The 18181-nt window shown below is 45.6% G+C and carries 24 protein-coding genes; all 24 read right to left on the bottom strand.

What is annotated here, in order from left to right; genetic code table 11:
• Positions 1–4: 4 nt before the first annotated feature.
• Positions 5–493, bottom strand: coding sequence for a DUF4320 family protein (locus L9W92_RS10115; RefSeq protein ID WP_240083638.1), 489 nt, complete (start codon positions 491–493; stop codon positions 5–7).
• A gap of 47 nt (positions 494–540) precedes the next feature.
• Positions 541–753: a hypothetical protein gene (locus L9W92_RS10120; RefSeq protein ID WP_240083639.1), complete on the bottom strand. Its 213-nt coding sequence runs from the start codon at positions 751–753 to the stop codon at positions 541–543.
• 78 nt (positions 754–831) lie between these two features.
• Positions 832–1029, bottom strand: coding sequence for a hypothetical protein (locus L9W92_RS10125; protein ID WP_099082893.1), 198 nt, complete (start codon positions 1027–1029; stop codon positions 832–834).
• Positions 1030–1137: 108 nt separating this feature from the next.
• The gene (locus tag L9W92_RS10130; RefSeq protein ID WP_240083640.1) at positions 1138–2043 is read right to left on the bottom strand and encodes a type II secretion system F family protein; all 906 of its coding nucleotides are present in this window, start codon (positions 2041–2043) and stop codon (positions 1138–1140) included.
• A 16-nt stretch (positions 2044–2059) separates the two neighbouring features.
• Positions 2060–2974 carry a hypothetical protein gene (locus L9W92_RS10135; protein WP_240083641.1) on the bottom strand — a complete coding sequence of 305 codons (915 nt, stop codon included), beginning with the start codon at positions 2972–2974 and terminating at the stop codon, positions 2060–2062.
• Entirely contained in the window at positions 2971–4365 is a 1395-nt protein-coding gene (locus L9W92_RS10140) for an ATPase, T2SS/T4P/T4SS family (protein WP_240083642.1), read from the bottom strand. The genes L9W92_RS10135 and L9W92_RS10140 overlap by 4 nt, the downstream gene beginning before the upstream one ends.
• On the bottom strand, positions 4362–5099 hold the full coding sequence (locus tag L9W92_RS10145; protein ID WP_240083643.1) for a CpaE/TadZ family protein: 738 nt from the start codon (positions 5097–5099) through the stop codon (positions 4362–4364). Before L9W92_RS10145 ends, L9W92_RS10140 begins: the two co-directional genes overlap by 4 nt.
• Positions 5089–5802, bottom strand: coding sequence for a Flp pilus assembly protein CpaB (gene cpaB / locus L9W92_RS10150; RefSeq protein ID WP_240083644.1), 714 nt, complete (start codon positions 5800–5802; stop codon positions 5089–5091). Before cpaB ends, L9W92_RS10145 begins: the two co-directional genes overlap by 11 nt.
• A 351-nt stretch (positions 5803–6153) precedes the next feature.
• The gene (locus tag L9W92_RS10155; protein ID WP_240083645.1) at positions 6154–6327 is read right to left on the bottom strand and encodes a hypothetical protein; all 174 of its coding nucleotides are present in this window, start codon (positions 6325–6327) and stop codon (positions 6154–6156) included.
• A 64-nt stretch (positions 6328–6391) separates the two neighbouring features.
• Positions 6392–7333 (bottom strand): ParB/RepB/Spo0J family partition protein, encoded by a 942-nt coding sequence (locus L9W92_RS10160; RefSeq protein ID WP_240083646.1) that lies wholly within the window; start codon positions 7331–7333, stop codon positions 6392–6394.
• Entirely contained in the window at positions 7284–8108 is an 825-nt protein-coding gene (locus tag L9W92_RS10165) for a ParA family protein (RefSeq protein WP_240083647.1), read from the bottom strand. Before L9W92_RS10165 ends, L9W92_RS10160 begins: the two co-directional genes overlap by 50 nt.
• Positions 8109–8364: 256 nt before the next feature.
• Positions 8365–10575 carry a DUF3732 domain-containing protein gene (locus tag L9W92_RS10170; RefSeq protein WP_240083648.1) on the bottom strand — a complete coding sequence of 737 codons (2211 nt, stop codon included), beginning with the start codon at positions 10573–10575 and terminating at the stop codon, positions 8365–8367.
• Position 10576: 1 nt separating this feature from the next.
• The gene (locus L9W92_RS10175; RefSeq protein WP_240083649.1) at positions 10577–11083 is read right to left on the bottom strand and encodes a three component ABC system middle component; all 507 of its coding nucleotides are present in this window, start codon (positions 11081–11083) and stop codon (positions 10577–10579) included.
• A 5-nt stretch (positions 11084–11088) separates the two neighbouring features.
• Positions 11089–12267: an ABC-three component system protein gene (locus L9W92_RS10180; protein WP_240083650.1), complete on the bottom strand. Its 1179-nt coding sequence runs from the start codon at positions 12265–12267 to the stop codon at positions 11089–11091.
• 53 nt (positions 12268–12320) lie between these two features.
• Positions 12321–12584, bottom strand: coding sequence for a single-stranded DNA-binding protein (locus L9W92_RS10185; protein ID WP_240083651.1), 264 nt, complete (start codon positions 12582–12584; stop codon positions 12321–12323).
• A gap of 134 nt (positions 12585–12718) precedes the next feature.
• The gene (locus L9W92_RS10190; RefSeq protein WP_240083652.1) at positions 12719–12961 is read right to left on the bottom strand and encodes a DNA-binding protein; all 243 of its coding nucleotides are present in this window, start codon (positions 12959–12961) and stop codon (positions 12719–12721) included.
• 433 nt (positions 12962–13394) lie between these two features.
• A complete protein-coding gene (locus tag L9W92_RS10195; protein ID WP_240083653.1) occupies positions 13395–13679 on the bottom strand; it encodes a helix-turn-helix transcriptional regulator in 285 nt (94 codons plus the stop codon).
• Between the two features lie 55 nt (positions 13680–13734).
• Positions 13735–14310 carry a hypothetical protein gene (locus tag L9W92_RS10200; RefSeq protein WP_240083654.1) on the bottom strand — a complete coding sequence of 192 codons (576 nt, stop codon included), beginning with the start codon at positions 14308–14310 and terminating at the stop codon, positions 13735–13737.
• On the bottom strand, positions 14283–14468 hold the full coding sequence (locus L9W92_RS10205) for a hypothetical protein (protein ID WP_134216076.1): 186 nt from the start codon (positions 14466–14468) through the stop codon (positions 14283–14285). The genes L9W92_RS10200 and L9W92_RS10205 overlap by 28 nt, the downstream gene beginning before the upstream one ends.
• 228 nt (positions 14469–14696) lie before the next feature.
• On the bottom strand, positions 14697–15281 hold the full coding sequence (locus tag L9W92_RS10210; RefSeq protein WP_240083655.1) for a hypothetical protein: 585 nt from the start codon (positions 15279–15281) through the stop codon (positions 14697–14699).
• A gap of 130 nt (positions 15282–15411) precedes the next feature.
• The gene (locus tag L9W92_RS10215; protein WP_240083656.1) at positions 15412–15873 is read right to left on the bottom strand and encodes a TM1802 family CRISPR-associated protein; all 462 of its coding nucleotides are present in this window, start codon (positions 15871–15873) and stop codon (positions 15412–15414) included.
• On the bottom strand, positions 15870–16400 hold the full coding sequence (locus tag L9W92_RS10220; RefSeq protein WP_240083657.1) for a hypothetical protein: 531 nt from the start codon (positions 16398–16400) through the stop codon (positions 15870–15872). The genes L9W92_RS10215 and L9W92_RS10220 overlap by 4 nt, the downstream gene beginning before the upstream one ends.
• 20 nt (positions 16401–16420) lie before the next feature.
• Entirely contained in the window at positions 16421–16870 is a 450-nt protein-coding gene (locus L9W92_RS10225) for a helix-turn-helix domain-containing protein (protein ID WP_240083658.1), read from the bottom strand.
• Positions 16871–16896: 26 nt separating this feature from the next.
• Positions 16897–18171: a TIGR02221 family CRISPR-associated protein gene (gene csx2, locus L9W92_RS10230; protein WP_240083659.1), complete on the bottom strand. Its 1275-nt coding sequence runs from the start codon at positions 18169–18171 to the stop codon at positions 16897–16899.
• Positions 18172–18181: the final 10 nt, after the last annotated feature.

The raw sequence follows: 18181 nt of genomic DNA on the forward strand, positions 1-18181 counted from the left end.
GCGATTATTCGGGCAGCTTCCAGTATTTTTCCGACATGCCTGCGATACTTACGCGCATGGGAATATGGATTTGAACGGGGGCCGTAAAGGACGGCCTGAAAAGGGTAAAGGCGTAGCTGTATTCCATTGTGATGGTGAAAGTGTCCCTTAACTGGATTTTTTGGTTTTGCTCGTCGCAATACGCCACGTCCTCGACGGTCATTTCCGGCGACAGGCCGGTTTGCTGCTTCAACCGATAAAACACGTCATAGGCAGCGTCGGCTACCTGGCCTTCCAGCTCAACCACACGCACAACGCGGCGGCACATGTGATTTAAATTCAAATAGGTCGTGAAAACGCCCAAAAAACTGATCACCGTGGCCATGAGCGTAATCACCACCAGCGTTTTGATGATTAAATCGACATAACTGCTGCCTTTTTTGTTCAAAAGCAGCTTTGGAAAAGGCCGGGGGAGAGAAGCTCTCCCCCCCATGCCCCGGTGCCGGTTGCTCATTGGTCTTGCACCTCCCGCGTCTGCGGATATGCTTTTTGCGGTTTTCATCAGTTTAATAGGTTGGTAATTTTGGTGACGATGCTGTTCCAAATTTGCGTGATAGAGCCTTGATAGAGGGTCATAAAGACCGCGCCCACGACCACGACAATGAGCACCACGATGAGCCAGCCGGTCATTTGGTCCCCGGACGGGTTTGCCAGTACGTTTCGGGCTTTCAGGCCCACCATTCTGATTTTGTTTTTCAAAGTAGTCATCATCATAAATACCTCCGTTTGTTTTTAGATTTGGTTGGAAAGGGGAAGCGATACTTCCCCTGCACCGCTGCCTTTTGGCTGCAATTAGTTCAAAAGGCCGGTGATTTTGTCCACGATGCTGTTCCAAATGTCGGTGATGGAGCCCTGATACAGGGTCATGAATATTGCGCCTACCACCACGACAACCAGCACCACAATCAGCCAGCCGGTCATTTGGTCGCCGTCGCGCTTTGCCAGCACGTTTCCGGCTTTCACCAGAGCGGTTGCCATCCTTTTTCTCATGGATTTTCCTCCTTTCTTCGGTAATGAGGGGGTCCGCGGCTTTTTGTTTTACATGCTCTACCTCCTGAAAACGGCTTATTTGAAAGGGGTTTTCCCCGTTTCAGCGCACTAAAAGAGGCCCCCCATTGATCTGGTCATGTGGGAGCCGATGACGTAGAGCAGGGTAGCCAGGGTCACGGCCACTAGAGGGATGGATGCGATTTTGACCCGGCGGGGCAGCAGATTCAGTTTTGTCTTGAGGGCTTCCCTGGCTTTGATGTCCATGTCCCGGGCGAGATAGGCCAAGGCGTCCCCTTGACGTTCTCCTCGGTGCAGCCCGATGAGGGCGTTGACGAGAAAGGAAATATCGGTCAGGCCGAGGCGTGTGTTGAAGTTGCGCAACGCGGCTTCAATGCTGATGGATTTCATCTCCAGGACCAGGATGGAGATGTCGTCATAGAACACATCGCTGGCAACGCGCAGGTAATCTTCAAAGATTTGCACCAGGTCTGCCTGGACGGCGGTTTTTTGATTGCCCTCCCGCATGTCGTCCAGTTTGTACAGGATGGAACGGATAAAACCCGGCATTTCCATTTCAATGCGCTTCTTTTTCGCTTTCAGTTGGTCTTTCAGGTCGGACGTGAAATGAAAATAGACGACCACCGCAAAAATGACAATGATCGGGGTAAGGCTTGCCGCGCCGATGAGCAAAAGCGGAATCAGGAGCAGCAGGGTGAAGGCGGCGCAGATAAGCGCCCTGGCTTGGTATTCCTGGGGTGTGAGGGCCAGCCCGCCGCGCCGCAGCATGGAGAGCATCCTTGCCTCCTGTACGAGATCGAGCCGGATCAGCCGGGCAACCGGCTTGACCAGGGGCATGACAAAGCGGTTCAGCAGCCGTCTGCCCGGTTTCTCTTTTTGGGTCCGCAAATTTCTCAGGTTTTTCTTCATGCTGGCCCTGGGGATTTGCCAAAGCTCCCGGCACATAAAAAATCCTGCCGTAAGCAGCAGGATGAAAACGACAATTTGGTAAAACAACGGTACACCTCCTTTGCTATCGGTTGGCCGGTTTCGTCGCCCGCAGCACGTAAAAGGCCGTGCCAAGGGCGGCCAACAGCATGAAGACAACCAGCAGCTTGCCGACGGCGGTGGTGGTCAGAATGGAAAACCATTCGGCGTTGGAGAAACGCATGAGGGGAATCACACTGAACATCAGGCCCGCCGTCAATAAATAGTCCCGCCAGACGCGCACCATCATGCCGTCGCTCTCCACCTGCATGGACTTGGCGTCGTTCATGGCCTTTACCACCGGGAACAGGGCGAACTTCAATCGCCGGTCGTAATGGCACAGGATAAGTATTTTGGTCCACTCGGCGAAATAGCGGTTGCGTATCTTGGCCGCCAGACGGTACAGCCCGTGTTCGATGTTGGGATTGATGTATTTTATTTCCGAAACAAACTCGTCAAAGGGTGTGACGGTTCTCAGATGGGGCGGAAGGTAACGGTTTTTTTCTTCAACGTACAGCTCGATTGCCTTGACAACATCGTCGCAGGAGGCATAGGCGTTGGTGATGACAGACATGGTATTCTCCAAACCTTCTATTTCCTCACGCGCCACCGTTGCGCTTTTTACGGTCAGGTAGATGTAGGGGGCGGGAAGCAGACATCCCGCCGCTACCGCTGCCAGGTCGATGCTGTTAAACAGCATTATTCCGGCCAGAAAACCACCTGCCGCCGCCGCCAGCATCATTATGAGAAATTTCTTCCGCGTGCAGCGGGTCTGGCGGAACAGGGTTTGCAAGCGGATGGCGATCCGCTCGGCGGTTTTCAGCTTTGCGCCTGCCAGATAGAGGCGGCGTTTTTTCAGCGGGTTCTGCTCCACCGCAAAAGGGTTCAGCTTTAATAGAAGGAACAGGGCAAGGCTTACAAGTAAAAACACAAGCATAAGGGATGTATGAATGGGGCTCATGCGGCAGGCCCTCCTTCCGCAAAACGGCCGATTTCCTTTTGCGGGACGCCGCCCACCAAGAGCTTTTCGGCCAGCGCCGGGGAGATGTTTCCCAAACGCTGGTGGCTCCCCGCTACTTTGGTAATTCTCCCGGATTTGTCATGCTCATAGTGGTCCACCGCATAGCGGTAAAGGGTGGTGCCGGTAACTTCGCCGTTCTGCACGCCGGTGGCTTCAAAAATCTCCATGTATTTGCGGGATTTGTCCGGGAGCTGCCGTTTGAAAACCATAATCGGAAACGCTTCAACTATATTGCGCAGCAATCGTTCCTCCGACAGGGAGGTCCCTGCTTCCAGGCACATGGTCAGGATGCGGTCGTAAGCGGATCTGGCGCTGTTGGCATGCAGGGTGCTGACAATGGTGTGCCCCGTCCGCCCGGCCTCCTGTACGGTCAAGGCCTCCGCGCCGCGCATTTCCGCCGGGACAAGTATTTCCGGGTGCAGTCGTAACGAGAGTTTTAATAAGTCCAGCATGGTGACGGGATTCGGCGCTTCTTTTGTCAAAAGGTGAATCACGTCATTTGTCATGATGCCGTTTTCATCATACTTTGCCAGGGATAATTCCCGCGTGTCCTCGATGGTGACGATGCGCTTCTCGGGAGCCACGGTGCTGAGGATGTAGCCCATGTCCGCCGTTTTACCGCTGCCGGTGGCTCCGGCAATGGCTATGGAAACGCCATTGTTGACGCAAATAGTCAGAAAGTCCAATTCCTCCGCCGTCGCCGTCCCCCAGCGAATCAGGTTCTGCCTGGTGATGAAAGATGGCTTTTGCTTGCGGATGGAGGCGACGCCCCCGGCATTCGCGTCAACGCAAGGCTCTATTGCCCCTGACATCCTGACGCCCCGTGAAATATAACTGTCCCCGACAGGCTTGGAGCCGTCCAGGATTACGCCGCCAAACCTGCTCATTTTCCTGACGATGTTGGCGCAGGCTTCCGGACTGCCGAAGGTTTCCGGCAGGCGCACCTTTTTGTCCTTGTACTGCACCCAGACGCCGCTATAGCCGTTGACGTTGATCTCCTCAGTATCGGCGTCCTGCAAATAGGGGGATAAAAGCCCCATAAAGGCCATATCGTTATATACCGCGTCCACCAGCTCGGAAATGTTCCGCACGTCCTTGGCTACCAGTTGTTCGCTGGCTAAGTAGCGCATAATCAGGTCCTTAAGTTTGGCTTCAGCTTCTTGGGAGTACAGGACCTGGGCCAGCTCCGTGGAATGGTTTTGGGCAATAATGCGCTGCAGTCTGTCCAAGATTTCACCGTAGTCCCGCGCTTCCAGGCCGCTTTCCTCAGTGGCGGAACGCCGCTTATTGGCGCGGTAGATCAGGTCATGGATGGAAAATCGGCTGTTCATGGCTTGCCACCTCCGCAGATTCTGTCGGCAATCTGTTCCAACACCTTGCCGTAATACCGGCAGGCCCGGTCGCGGTGGAAATACAAGGGCGTTCCGGCGTTTTGCAGCTCGCTTGCCCGCTTAACGTAAGTCAGCTCAAAGGGAAAGGAAAGCCCGGTCATCTCCCGGTAGGTCTGATCATCGAATTCACCGTCCGGAGCCAGCAGGATATGGATTTGCTTCTCCGCTATGTGCAGTTCCCGCACAAAATCGGAAACGGATTGATGCCACATCTGCGCTGCAATGGAGGGGCGGTGCAGGGTGCAAACTGTTTCCGCCAGCCACAGGCCCACGCCCGACACCGGGTTTGTCAGTTCCGCGGCTCCGTCGATGACCAGAATGTCGAACGCTACGGACGCCGCGTTTATCATTTGTTCTACTTGCTCAAGGGTTACGGTGTCGCAGAGAAGCCCGGTATAGCGGGTGGGCGCGGACAGGAAAAACAGGTTTTTGCTCTCCCCCGACTCCACGAATTTCTCCCCGATGTTGGGGTTGTCTTCGCTTAGCGCCCGGAACAGGCCCTTTTCCGGGGGAACGTTCTGGCCGAAGAAAATTTGCAGCTCTCCGAAGACCAAATTGGTGGAAATGAGGCCCACCAGACGGTCACGGGCGGAAAGGGCGCAGGCCAGGTTGGTGGCGAAGGTGCTTTTTCCGCTGTTGCTGCCGCCCCAGACGGCGATGATTTTACTGTTCACGGCTCACACCCCGTTTCTCAAAGATCAAATGCAGCTTGCCGGTGTATTCGGCCTGGATGAGCCTTTCCGCTTGCGCTTCGGTGACAATCAGTGTCACAGCTTTCACGATGGGGTCGCTTGTGGAGGACTGGCTTTCGGCCTGCTGCTTCCGAACCTGGGCGGCGTCCTGGGCGCGGGCGTTCTCCACGCTGTAAACCTCCAGTCCCTTTAATTCGGGATAGATGATCACCTGCGGAGAGGCGCTTTGGCCGTCGGGCGATTTATCCGTAAACACGGCCACCGTCACGATGTCGCCGCTTCTCAGGTGGGAGGATAATCCCGCCGCGATGCTGGGCACGCTGATGGTGACCAAACGCTGATTGTTTGCGGCAACGCGGTCAAGCAACTCGCTGGCAATCGCTCCGCCGAGTTTTTGGGGAAACAAAAAATCCCCCTTTGTGATGTTGGTCTGCGCGATTTTTCCGATAATCAGGGACTTGTCATTCATGACATTTTCCGGCAGGCCATAGCTTCCGACTTCCACTGAAACAAGGTGCTTGTCCTGGATTGCCGTCCCTGCCGGAATGTCCGCTGCCGCCCGCAACACTGCCACGGTCGCGTTTTTGCTTTCGTAAAAGCGAGGCAGGAGAAAAAACGAAACGCCCGCCGCCAGGATTAGGCAAAGGGCGCTTAAAAATATCCGATTCTTGAGTAGTTGCTTCAAGTTGTTCTGTTCCTCCTTCCGGAAATTTTAGATGGAGGACGGCTTTACCTTCCGAAAAAGAAGGCGGACGCCCGTCTGTTTTTCATTTTCCCGGCAGCCTGTCCATTGCTGCCGAGTGATGGTTTATCGTCCATGAGGATGCGCCGGAACAGGGTTCGGAACACCCTGTGGCTGTTCGTTCTACCGCTTCATGCAAAGCCTATTTTGTGTATTACCTGCCAAAAGACAAGGATATTTTCTTTTTCGGCTGGTAGTTTTTAAGGAGCGAGGCATGGAGAAGGGCGAAGGAAGGCGGCGCTGTCTGCGTGTTTTATAAGCAGGCTGACTACCTCCTTAGTGTAAAATGGCACCTTATTCCCTAAAAACAATACATCTTTCTTTGCCGCATTTCTCATGCTGCGTATCGTAATGAAGGCAATGCTTGCAATCCTGATCCGGCATAGTCTTTACGGGATCGTGTTCATGCCTCGGCTTCTCCTGCATCATGCGCTCATAGGCCCGCAACCGCCCTTCCGTAAAGTACATCTAAGCGCCTCCTTTCCAAAGGGCATAAAAAATCGCTCTCCTTTAAGAGCGAAGCTGCCGCGTTTTAGCGTTCCTGTTCCCGCTGCCGCTTTTTGTACCAGCTTTCAAGAAGCTGAACGATTAGGTCCTCTTTCTGTTTTTCGGTAAAGTTACTAGGGAAAAAACGGTCGATGCGTTCCCGCCGAATATTGAATTTTTCCTTTTGATTGGGCTTTTCCTCGGTGAGAATGGAAAAGATGACATCCATGTTCAGCCTGCCGTCCTGACTGAGCTTTTTCATCCGCTGCGCCTGGGCCAAAGACGGGGTGCAGTCTTCCGATTGCATGGTTTCATAAAGCTCTTGCTGTTCCTTTTCGGTCAAATAGGAAAGCTCCACAGCAGGATTAAAGGCGATCTGCTTTTCGTCTACCATCTCAAGGATGGAGGGGAGCAAGGAGGTAAGGCGAATATGGCGGAAAATTTGATTTTTACTTTCGCCCATTTGTTCTGCTAAAATTTCACTTGATTTTTTACCGTCTAACTTGTTCCCAAGTTGGGAACAAGTTAAATCTGTTCTTTGTCCCTGCCTGTTCATGGCTTCTAGCTTCATTTTATATGCGAAGGCTTTTTCACTCGGCAGGATGCTTTCCCTTTGCAGATTGCTGTCAACCATGATGATTGTCGCGGCATCGTCATCCATTTCACGGACAATGCAGGGCATGGTTTCCTTGCCCGCAAGCTCGCTTGCCTTTTTGCGCCGGTGTCCGGCAACCATTTCATAGCCGCCGTCCGCTTTGGGCCGGACAAGGCCAGGGACTAAAACGCCGTATTGCTTTACACTGTCTGCCATTTCCAGCATGGCTTCATCTGCTTTCACCTTAAAAGGGTGGTTGGGGAAATCGCTGATTTCCGACATGGGAATATCCATCACCTTTTCGCGCTGCTGCTCGGCGCGGCTTTCCTCGGTGGTGAACAGGTCATCTACTGAGGCCAGCTTGATGCTGTCTCTTGCGCTGCTTTTCGTCAATGTCCCGCACCTCCTTCGTAAAGGCTTCATAGGCTTTTGCCACTAAACCGTGAGGGTCGTGAAGATAAATGCTTTTTCCCTGCGCGCTCGTTTCAGCCGCACGGATAGACAAGGGGATTTCCGTTTGGAAAATGCGCAGTTTGTCGCCATAGTCGCGGCGCAAGATAAAGGAAATGTCCCTGGCAAAGTTGGTGCGGTTATCCACCATTGTCACCAGAACGCCGTCAATGGTCAGCTTCGGATTGATTTGCCGCCTTACCCTGGCTATGGTTTGTAAAAGCTGCGTCATTCCTTTGGCGGGCAGATAATGGGCCTGAACCGGAATAATTACGCTGTCCGCGGCGGCAAGGGCGTTGATGGTCATCATGCCCAGGGAGGGCATACAGTCGATCAGCACATAATCATACCTCTCCTTAACAGTATTGATATAGCTGCGCAGCACCGTTTCCCGGCTCATGATGTTGACGAGGGAAACCTCAATGGCCGACAACTCAATGTTGCCCGGCATGAGGTCAATGCCTTCCGCATGGTGAAGGATGCCCTCGCCAGGTTCATACGGTTCCTCCAACATGCTTTTTGTTAAAACGGTCGCCAGTGAAGCAGGTAGATTGTCCGGCTCATGGAAGCCCAACGAATCCGTTAGGTTGCCTTGCGCGTCCGCATCCACTAAAAGCACCTTTTTATCCTGCATCACAAGGCCGATACCTAGATTGACCGTTGTGGTCGTTTTGCCCGTTCCGCCTTTTTGGTTGGCAAGGGCGATTACTTTTGACACTTGAAATTCCTCCTCTCATACAAAAAAGCCGCTTGCTTTATATGCTCATAAAGCAAACGGCTCTCTACTGTGGTTTATATATAACAAGAGAACATAAACTAAAAATTATGTTCTCTTGTTCGGTTTATGTTATCCACGATTAACGGGATTATTGGCTATAATAGCAATTTAATAATTCAAAACGATATCATGACAGCATCCGGAATATTGGCAAGGAGTTGGTATAATAGCAAAAATGCCAATCCTTTTCGCGTACTTAGCCTTTTTCGATATGAACGTTCAAATTATGGTCAACTAATCCAGATATAGAGTCGGGTACTTCGACTTCGAATGTACCTTTAATTTTTAAATTAAATTTAATACCTAGTTCAGTAAAAACTGCGGAGTTTATCAGCAACTGAATTGTTGTTGACTCATCAAACAAGCCAAAATGATCAGAAATTTGGGGTTTTACTATGGATTCAAGCAAATCTTCAAGTGCAAAATCTGCTTTACTACCTTTAAGATCAAGTAGTAATTGTTCGTCCCAATGCCAAGGAATTAACTTGCGCCCTTTTCGCCAACGTTCAACAATGTTAGCATTTGAAATATTCTCGACCACTCTACTTCCAGCATGGTCACTAACAATAACTTGTAAAGCACCATTTGTTCTATCAATAGCAGATGAAAAGGTCACAAAAGCTCTTCTTACTGCATCAAATTCTTCAAATTCAGATTCCTCATCTTCATCGTCAGGAAAGTGGGTTTGGCTTGGTTGATCTAACACTAATAGGTTTGGAACATAGGGTAAAGACCTGTTAACAAAAAACTCATGAAGAGCAGACAAAGTTGAAACGTGATATCCTAACCAATTGGCACCACTTCCGATTTCCCACATCCATGCACTCTGACCGTTCTTACTAATAACTTTTATGGATAATTTTGAAGTGTCTAGTTGAATTAAATCGTCACCGGTTTCTAACTCCATAAGGTTACCATAAAGTTGAGCAAACTTTGATATAAGGAACAGTGCTGACTCTTTACGTTCGGCTAAAACAGAGAAATCTACTAATTTAAGTAAATCTTTTTCTTCATTTTCTAGCTCCTTAATTTCATCAACAAGATTACTTCCATCATCTATAGTCTTCTGAAAATCCAAGAATTCCTCTAAACGACCAATAAAAATTGCTCGCTGTTGCTTTACAAGCTTCTTTTTATCAGTTTCTTTATTCAGAGTAGCTAACTCAAATTGAACCTGTCTAAGTTCCTCGCCGATACTACTAATTTCTTTTCTAACTTGTACCTCCTCAGCGTCTAACATCGGCGGGATAACCTGTATTCCATCCCAAAGTGATTCTACACTACGATGTATGGCACGAAGATTTTCTAGTTCGTCATTAAAGGAAATAGGGTGATTACCACATATTGGGCAGACATAAGGATCGTTTAATTTTTCAGTTAACCATGATATTGAGGACAATCTATCACGTTCTCTGGAAATATTAGATTCAGATATACTTCGTGCCATTGTTAACTCACGTAATTGAGTAAGCCTTATTTTTAATGCAGTTAATTGACTAGCTAAAGACGATTCTTTAGCTTTGAGAAATGAAAATCGTTCGGAACTTATTGCATAATCTTTAGATTGAAAGGTAAGTAGGTTTTCGTACCAATTCGAAACAATATCCTTCAATCTCATTAATAATACATCAATATCAACATCATTTACTGAGTTACTATCGCCTTCTATTAAACCTAATTCTACGGCTACGATATATCGACCACGAACTTCACCTGCAAAATCACGAAGAGCCATTTTTATTGATTCAAGTTTTCGACGCCTAGACTCAAGTATTTTTCTAATTTCTCGTAACCTGTGTTGCATAATTAATGTATCGGCATCAACAACTCCCAAAACTAAAGGGAAGACCTCCCTTAGTTTTCTGGCATGATCTTCTTTATCAGTTTTATAAAACATAGTGTATTTATTTGCTACTATCGGCTGTGGTTGAAACATAAAAGCCTTCATATCACCAAAAGACGGTTTTCCCTTATAACCACTACCGGTTTCAGCAAAATCAGAATCCACTTGAGGTAGTTTCGCTAACCTCGCCAACATTGCTTTAATAATATCACGGTTTGTATTTTTAGTTATTAAACTGGGAATTTCAATGTTTCTACCTTCTGATAAGTAAAAGTCGTCAGTGGAGTTTTGGTCATCAGGATCTTTCCGTGCTATTAACTTTTCGCCTTCTGAAGTATCAACTAGAAGTCCATACCAAGAGGAACTCCTCCTAATTGGGCCAAACTTAGGAATGGAACAATCACTGGAAGCCAAACAATAATCAATAATCTCAAGAACTGCGGATTTTCCACTTTTACTAGCTCCAGTGACTAAGTTAATAGACGCAGGCTTAAAATTAAGTATTCTTGGAGATTTTTTTGTATCTTTAGGCCAAATAATTAGCTTCAAAACTACTAGTTTCATGCTATGGTTTCACCCCTAAAATAGTCAGATACTCAAAAATAGATAACTGGCCGGCCCAAACGCCAAGTTTTTGGGAAGATTTTATAATCTGTTTAGTTTCTAAATTCATCTCTCGGGGTAATTTCAATCGCTTTGAAGGAATAAAATAACCTTCAGTAATTTCAATAAAGCCCAAGGCTATGGCACAGTTTAATGATCTGAAGCTTCTCTCTTGAAGATTTTTTATGCGGCTTGCTAAATTAAATATAGCCTCATTTTGTGCTACATCAATTTCTGGGTCTCTGTCTAAAATTGATCTAAGACCTGAAGAAACACGACGTTTATTAATTGCTCTTCTTGATACTTCGTGAAACACAAGAGGTAAAACAGTAATAAGATGCCAGAGAGTTAACTCGTTCTTGTAATTCTTATCTACTGATGAGAAGCCATCAGCAAAAGCCCAAAGTACATGTGCACCCAGTACGGAATTCTGCATAATTTCAAATTCGTGGAATACGGCTGTTTTCATCTAAATTACCTCTTTTTTTTGCTTGCAAGTTCCATGAATTTAGGATGCCAGCCAATAGTTGGTTGCTTATTTGGGGTAAAATCCGCTAGCACATGAAAATTCCCACACGATATTGCTTTTGGCATTGGTTCACCATCTAAAATTGTGTCTTCTGAAAGGGTAGCATCAAGACATTCCTGCCCTTGAATTTCCAAAGTCGCCCAAGATCTTCTTGCAGTTTGACGTTGAACCCTTCTCCAACGTGATATTAAATCTTCAAAGTACATATCAAGAGACTCTTCTGAAACAACATCACCATCAGTCCATTTTATTCTTGTATCACGAGCCTGTATATAATGAATTATAGCTTCACGTATGAGCGTTTCATCACTTTCAATCCAGTCTAGTTGCTCAACAAAACCAGCGACCTCGAAATCCTGTAAATTTGGGTCTAAGACTGGTGATACAATTAGTGAAGTCAATGGTGCCACTTTTATACGTCGAATTAAGGCTCGAACCTCTCTATCAAAATCTTCTTTAATTATTGTAAGAGGCAAATTATTTTCAACTAAATACATAATCTTTCTCTTTACCCAACCACAAGCTTGATCAAAAATGCTAATTTTCTCAATATCTGAGAAATAACGCAAAGATTGAATTGCGGCCAAATCCCCCCCGAATTTAGGGCTAACGTTATCAAAAACAAAGATTCGTGAAATTATTCTGGCTAAAGACTCGATTGATAAATTAGAAATAGTTTTACCATATCCAGCTAAATTTTCTCGAAGGTTATTTGCCTTTGAAGTTAATTCTTCAGCAATCTTTATACAGTCTTCCATTTCTGTTGCTCGCCCTAAACGGCTAGCAATACTTTCATCAGAAACCTTTCCATTTGTAATAAGGTGGAACTCGGTTATATCCATCAATGAGGGATTAGCGCCGAATTCTTCTGCCCAAATATGTAAGGTTTTCCATAAGGCAATGCTCTTATCAGACAATGGGCTATACTTAGCGACAGTTGTTAATTTATCTTGCTCTCGTATTGTTTGGCCATCTTCAAAATGTACGCTAACATCATCAACATGTTCTATGCCCACCGCAACTACTGAAATGCTACTACTTAAAAGCCTATAAGTAGCGCGGTCAAACTGATAAATATAGCCTAAAGCTTGACCATATGCAGAGTGTTTGTTGCGAGTTTCCATATCAGAACCCCTTATAATATTTATTACATGCTAAATATGCTAATCTTTTTATACTATGTGGCCACATAAAGTTGCCCATTATTAACCTTTATCCTATACTTTTGTTGCCCTGAAGATGTTTTCTCAATCGCTTGTATAGAATCCTTTGATGTATTCACGTAATTCAAGAATAATGTACCAAGTAAAAGACGTTGGCTCCGAGAAATCCGATTCCATTCATAACCCTTAAACAAATCTCTTATAAGAAAAACCTCATCTTGATTCAAGTTCTCTGTTTCTTGAATGGCAAAATTTAAAAGTTCATTTACATCCGGCATTAAAGAACCTCCGTAATATTGATGGAAACAACGTTGTTAATATAAATTATATCAGCTACATGAATTTATTTCCATCAAAAAAGAGAACATAAGCCAAAAACCTATGTCCTCTTGTTCATTCATTTTAATTACTGCTAAACCTGTGCTTTTAGCTCTTGCCGGTATTGGGCGTAATGGTCGCTTAACACATACTCGATAACCCATACTTTAGGTATCCTGTAGGTATTGCGGATGAAAAAGTATTTTATATGTTTCCCATGTAAAATCTTTCGTGCCGTTTTTTCATTGATGCCGCCCAACATGGCTCTAAATTCATCTAGCGTAACTACATCGGGATACGGCTCAAAAAGCCGCTCGTAATATTCTTGATTTTTCACAGTCATCAACTCCTGAAAAGATTTGTCAATGGTAGGATGACTGTTACAATATTGGTTTTTGATAATACACGTTCGACATTCCGACGAAAGATGGCCCGGATATCCCTCCAGCATATCCCTCCAATATCCCTCCAACGTCCAAAATTGATGTCAAAACCGCTCTTTTGAGAGAGCCTTGGAGTGGTGTGGGTTTCAGGGTTTCAAGTGCCGTGAATGCCCATTATACAAGGCTTTTCGCGGTCTGAGGATTCCGGTAGAGTACGTTGCATTCCCGATGCTTCCGGTGATGTTTTGGGACTCAAAATCTACTGCTCGCAAGAGCGTGGGGGTTCGATTCCCTTCCGCGCCACCAAAAAGACAACTTCCATGGTTGTCGTTTCTTTTTGTATTCTTATTTTTTATTTATTCATTCTTCTTTTTTCTTTAAAATACGTTATTTCAACGTAACCTGTACCTCTTTGCCGAGTGAGCGGGCAACCTTAGACAGAAAGTCCAGGGATGGATTGTACGTTCCGCTTTCCAGGCGGCTGATATTGGACTTCTGGGTCCCAACCCGAAGCGCCAATTCTTCCTGGGTAATATTTTGGCTGGTTCGCGCTTCAATGATTTGCGAAATCACATCATAGCGCGGTTTCAGCTTTTCGTATTCAGCTTTGAATTCTTCGTCCTTCATCAAAAGCTCTTTCACTTCGGAAAACTTTGCTCCTGGCTTACTCATTGTCACACCTTCTAAAAAATGCCCGATGTCACCCGAGAATTAAATCTAATATTTTCTATTTATCTAATAATCTTACCATTTGAACTAAACCATCATCCGGGTCTTTTCTGAAGTATTTAAACCCATTTCTGGTATAGAAGCTTATCAATTGGGGCCTGTCCTGGCATTCGATAAAAGCTACCCTCCCGCCGACAATTCCCTGTGCTTTATTAATCACCGAAAGGGCATATTGTAATAATTCATCGCCAGCTATTTTATCTGCATGCTTATCATTCTTGCTTAGTTGACCAATAAGATATGATGGAATTTCCGTTAGTGCTTCGGATCCCTTTTTGGCATACAGACCATCCAGTTTTCTTATCTGAGACACTGCCGTACCATTCAGAATTTTTAAAGTTTGTATGGCAATCGTAAAATATGCCAGAAGTACAAAGCTTCCATTTTCTAAACCATCTTCATCAAAAATAAGATATGTACGACTTTTAAATTTTCTCTCGTATAAAATAGCTTTGTTTTCATTTTTTAAAAAACTCTCTATATCATGATCTTTAGAACAATAAAAAGTAGAAATGACTTCCTTTACTGTTTCTTCGGAAGTCATTTCTAAAAACGTTTCGAGTGGGATAAGCACTGTTTTAATAACTTCTCACCCCTTGCCATAGCCTCATCGGAAGCAAGTTTTCTGTTTATTGGCTTTGCTTCCTTTGATGACGAAAGCACTTCAACAAGTCTTTCTATTGCTTCCGGTTCCTTTACGACAATATTCTTGTCAAATGAAACGGTTGCCATAGGGATCACCTCTTTCAAGCATCCTGCTACTATTTATTATACATCAAATCAGGCGAACATCCATGAGCAAATTTTCCTCTTTACCATTTATTCATTTAAGCTTGCTATATATTATACCCCAATTCTTTGAAAGTGTGTTTTTTGTTTTATTCTCTTCCTTGCTGTTTTTTGTCTCATTGCTATCGCTCCTACCCATGCAGTCCCTTTAACATTATTCTCAAATATTCGTTAACATCCTTTCCACGCTTGAGCGACTCGTCGGAAAAGGCGTAGGTGGAAGGAAGGAGCCATGATGGTCTCCGCCGCCAGCCGCCCAACTGCGTCTTTGTCCAGATGCAGAGTACGTGTCATCCCTGCTGGTTTACCGCTCGTCTCGGGATGAATGGGGTTTATCCTTATGTGATTTTTGTTTTGGAATATCCGGCTTGGGATACGAAAAAATCTTGTATTCTTCCGGGATGTCCCTGCCGTTATATATCTCGCTAAAGCTGTCACCCGTACTGCGGATGTAGCCGTTACTGGTGAAGCTGCTACCCTCGTCGATGGCAATATCACGGCCAAACCTTTCATAATCAAAAAGGATAAAACGCGGCCCGAATCCACTTGTTTAGTCTGGCTGCCAATTTTCTTGGTTTTCACCAGTATAACACGATAAATGCTACCCAGGGAGAAATATTTCAAATGGTCGGTTACCGTCAGCAAATGTTTCTTAAACGCCTCTATTATTTCTGTTAAAAATCCGCTGTTCACGTCGCTGATGGTCTGCAAAACCGTCACTGAATTGCTGTCCGTATAATAAACAATAAAATTCAAATTAAAATGCTCTATATCAGCCAGCGGGTTTCCGCACCAATGCCGTTGATCCAGCTCTCAGCCTCTTGGGGCTTAAAGACAAAATCAATTTCACGTTTTATTTCGCTGATATTTTCATACTTAAAATCTTTTAACAGCCTTCTGGAAGAATAAAGGTTCTTTCCCCGGCCAGGCGAGTGCTCAAACGGTTGAGCACCACTCTTTCCCCTTGCCGCAAATCGTCAAAACACTCTTTGCAGAAACTGTAATTGTGTTCATAACCTTCCGCTTCGATATTCTTGGCATAATTAATGGTGGTGGTGGTAAAAACTTTGTTAATACCGTCTCTTCTTAGTCTGGTCGAGTAGGCTGCGCAGGCCAAACTATCTTTTTTTAAGCCGCAAATATAGCAGGCTTCGGGCTTTTTTACGGCTTTTCTATTAGTTTTGGCGATCTTTTCGTTGCTCTCTTCCTCTAGCTTATGAACGCGCTTGATTAATTCCAGATAATCGTCATGGGTGGCAATTTCAATGAGTTTGCCTTCCTTTGTTTTAATTTGTGGTATTATCAAAGCAATCTGATCCCCGGGGCTTCCCCCTACCGCCTTTTTCACCAGTGTCTCATAGTGATTTCTTCTGTTTTGGCCGGTGTTTTGTGTACGAACCTTTTTTTTGCCGTCATATTGCAAGTCCAGATCCGGATTTTTAATGACATAGGCCATTTTTTCCAGAACCAGGTTGCTGCCTCGATTAAACCGGCGCGGTTTAGCTCAAGCAAATGGCTTGACAAGGTCTTTAGATCATTTGACTCCAATAATTCGCGGAGATTCTGCCACAAGCCTATAAGATAATAAAGGTCTTTGCCTTCCCTTACCACATGAAATTGTTTGGCCGCCGCCTTGTTATTACCAAAATATTTATAGCGTCTGATTGCTTCACTGTTGTATGGTAGTAAGTCCCCAAAATCAATTTCATTTTTGCATAAATCAAAGGTCATAAAAACTATATATGGCCGCTTATCTTCTTTTTGCTTGAGTCTGGGTTCTTGATACAGCACGCTGAAAATATCCTCATCGGCCCAGGCCCGTCCAATCCTTGCGGTTAATAACGGTAAATTCACTATATCACGTCCGTCTTTCATAATATAGCAAGCGCGAATTCCTACATAACCCTGACCAGTTCACCCACTACCCAGGGATCATCTTTTTGGGCTTGAACATCCCTGCGGTCGATCAGAGCAGCATAATGTACTTGAACACCCCTGTTTTCCAATGCTGAACCGGCACGCTGAATGATAAACTGCAAGGCCGTAGTGCCGCCGGTGATGTTCACCACGCATGGGCCGCGGCCTATTAAATCCAACACCTCATCCACCTTTTGACCGGCCTGGTTAAAACAATTAAACGGATCATCCACGCGTACGACCTCCACCGGCCCACGGTAATCCGCTCTCCGGATTATTTCCGCCAAAGAATGCTCTCCTTCTGCTGATGTTAAAAGCACCAAGCGCTGCGGCTTAATAGTCATAAGGGCGGAATACAGCAAACCTGGAGACAATCCCAGGGGAGAGAGCAGCGTTACGGATTTTTGTGCAATCTGATCATTATTCAAAATCAATCACCTTTTTGTTACACTGTTTATCCGTCCATTTGTTGAAAAGCTCGCTTAGCCTGATCGCAGTATTTGATACAATTGGCGACCGCGGAACGATACTGATCTTCACTGCCGCCCTGGGAATGTGCAACCAGCCTTCGTATTTGATTTACTTTTTTATATAATTCAACTAATCCATATGAATCATCATATTCTTTATTTATGAAGGCCTTGACGATTTTTTGTCTCTCTTTCCAACTATTTATGTTAATAATCTTTCCCTCGCACAGCTTAGTGATGATTGCCTCAGTTAAGGTTATGTAGCCGGCCGCATAACGCTTCTGCTCAAAAAACCACAATGTCAGGTTTAATTGAAAATAGGCTTCAGGTTGATCATTGTTAAACTTCTTTAGAGAGCGTTCTATAGCAGAAACAGCCACGCTGTCGGGGCCGTCAACATTCTTCAATCCCTTCCATAGTTTACGTCTGTGCTCATTTCTAATATCCTTTAAAAAATTCATGTTGATCCTATCTGACAGGTCCTCAATACTTGCTGCCAATTCCGATTTTTGTTCCTTTAGTAAATCAGCGACCAGGTAGCCATTGCCATATTGCTCAAGCTCGTAAATCCCTTTTATCCAGTGGTTGAGTTCGTTGATTAAAGTTAAATCCACAACCGGGGCCTTTCCACCCATTTCCCTTACGATATCCAGCATCCCATAGAGTATTTTTGCGATTTTAATATCTCTATCACTCAGATTCTCTATAAAGCTGGTCATCATATACTGGAAAATAGATAGAGAACGAAAAGAATGGGTGATATCGACATACAACTCGTCCCCAGGTTGCAATTGCTCGCCTATCTGCATCAAAATAGTAAAATTGCTAAGCAACTCCTCCCGGTCAAGTCCATATTGAATAAGATAGCAGCCAGAGCCGACGCAACCCAGCTTTTTATCCAGCGCCGCTTCGACTTTCTTTAAATAGCCCCGATCATAGGGGTAATGATCATATCGGCTGTCGTCGATCATCCGCCCTAGTTCCAAATAATAATCATCATCACGGTCGTCGCCGCTGAAGGTGTCATATAATTCTTCCCACATTGATTTGGCCGTACCGACTACATAAACCCGCTCAATTGCGAAGTGTTTTATCAATGCTTCGGCAATAAAGGTTGTTGTGTATTCCGCGCTTGATTCCCCATCTTTTATAACATAGGTGGCTGAATCATATTTCCGACTAGGCCGCGCGTCAGCTGGGTCATGAGATTTTGAAATCAATCGGCCTGTGCCCAGGGCGGTCACCAGTACTCTGGCCATAAGGCGCCTC

The sequence above is a fragment of the Pelotomaculum terephthalicicum JT genome, from assembly GCF_022410535.1.
Lineage (GTDB): Bacteria > Bacillota > Desulfotomaculia > Desulfotomaculales > Pelotomaculaceae > Pelotomaculum_D > Pelotomaculum_D terephthalicicum.

What these genes read in the sequence shown, in the direction of transcription:
- L9W92_RS10115 (WP_240083638.1), bottom strand. Translation starts at nt 493, where the DNA reads ATGAGCAACCGGCACCGGGGCATGGGGGGGAGAGCTTCTCTCCCCCGG.
- L9W92_RS10120 (WP_240083639.1), bottom strand. Translation starts at nt 753, where the DNA reads ATGATGATGACTACTTTGAAAAACAAAATCAGAATGGTGGGCCTGAAA.
- L9W92_RS10125 (WP_099082893.1), bottom strand. Translation starts at nt 1,029, where the DNA reads ATGAGAAAAAGGATGGCAACCGCTCTGGTGAAAGCCGGAAACGTGCTG.
- L9W92_RS10135 (WP_240083641.1), bottom strand. Translation starts at nt 2,974, where the DNA reads ATGAGCCCCATTCATACATCCCTTATGCTTGTGTTTTTACTTGTAAGC.
- L9W92_RS10140 (WP_240083642.1), bottom strand. Translation starts at nt 4,365, where the DNA reads ATGAACAGCCGATTTTCCATCCATGACCTGATCTACCGCGCCAATAAG.
- L9W92_RS10155 (WP_240083645.1), bottom strand. Translation starts at nt 6,327, where the DNA reads ATGTACTTTACGGAAGGGCGGTTGCGGGCCTATGAGCGCATGATGCAG.
- L9W92_RS10170 (WP_240083648.1), bottom strand. Translation starts at nt 10,575, where the DNA reads ATGAAACTAGTAGTTTTGAAGCTAATTATTTGGCCTAAAGATACAAAA.
- L9W92_RS10175 (WP_240083649.1), bottom strand. Translation starts at nt 11,083, where the DNA reads ATGAAAACAGCCGTATTCCACGAATTTGAAATTATGCAGAATTCCGTA.
- L9W92_RS10180 (WP_240083650.1), bottom strand. Translation starts at nt 12,267, where the DNA reads ATGGAAACTCGCAACAAACACTCTGCATATGGTCAAGCTTTAGGCTAT.
- L9W92_RS10185 (WP_240083651.1), bottom strand. Translation starts at nt 12,584, where the DNA reads ATGCCGGATGTAAATGAACTTTTAAATTTTGCCATTCAAGAAACAGAG.
- L9W92_RS10195 (WP_240083653.1), bottom strand. Translation starts at nt 13,679, where the DNA reads ATGAGTAAGCCAGGAGCAAAGTTTTCCGAAGTGAAAGAGCTTTTGATG.
- L9W92_RS10205 (WP_134216076.1), bottom strand. Translation starts at nt 14,468, where the DNA reads ATGGCAACCGTTTCATTTGACAAGAATATTGTCGTAAAGGAACCGGAA.
- L9W92_RS10220 (WP_240083657.1), bottom strand. Translation starts at nt 16,400, where the DNA reads ATGAAAGACGGACGTGATATAGTGAATTTACCGTTATTAACCGCAAGG.
- csx2 (WP_240083659.1), bottom strand. Translation starts at nt 18,171, where the DNA reads ATGGCCAGAGTACTGGTGACCGCCCTGGGCACAGGCCGATTGATTTCA.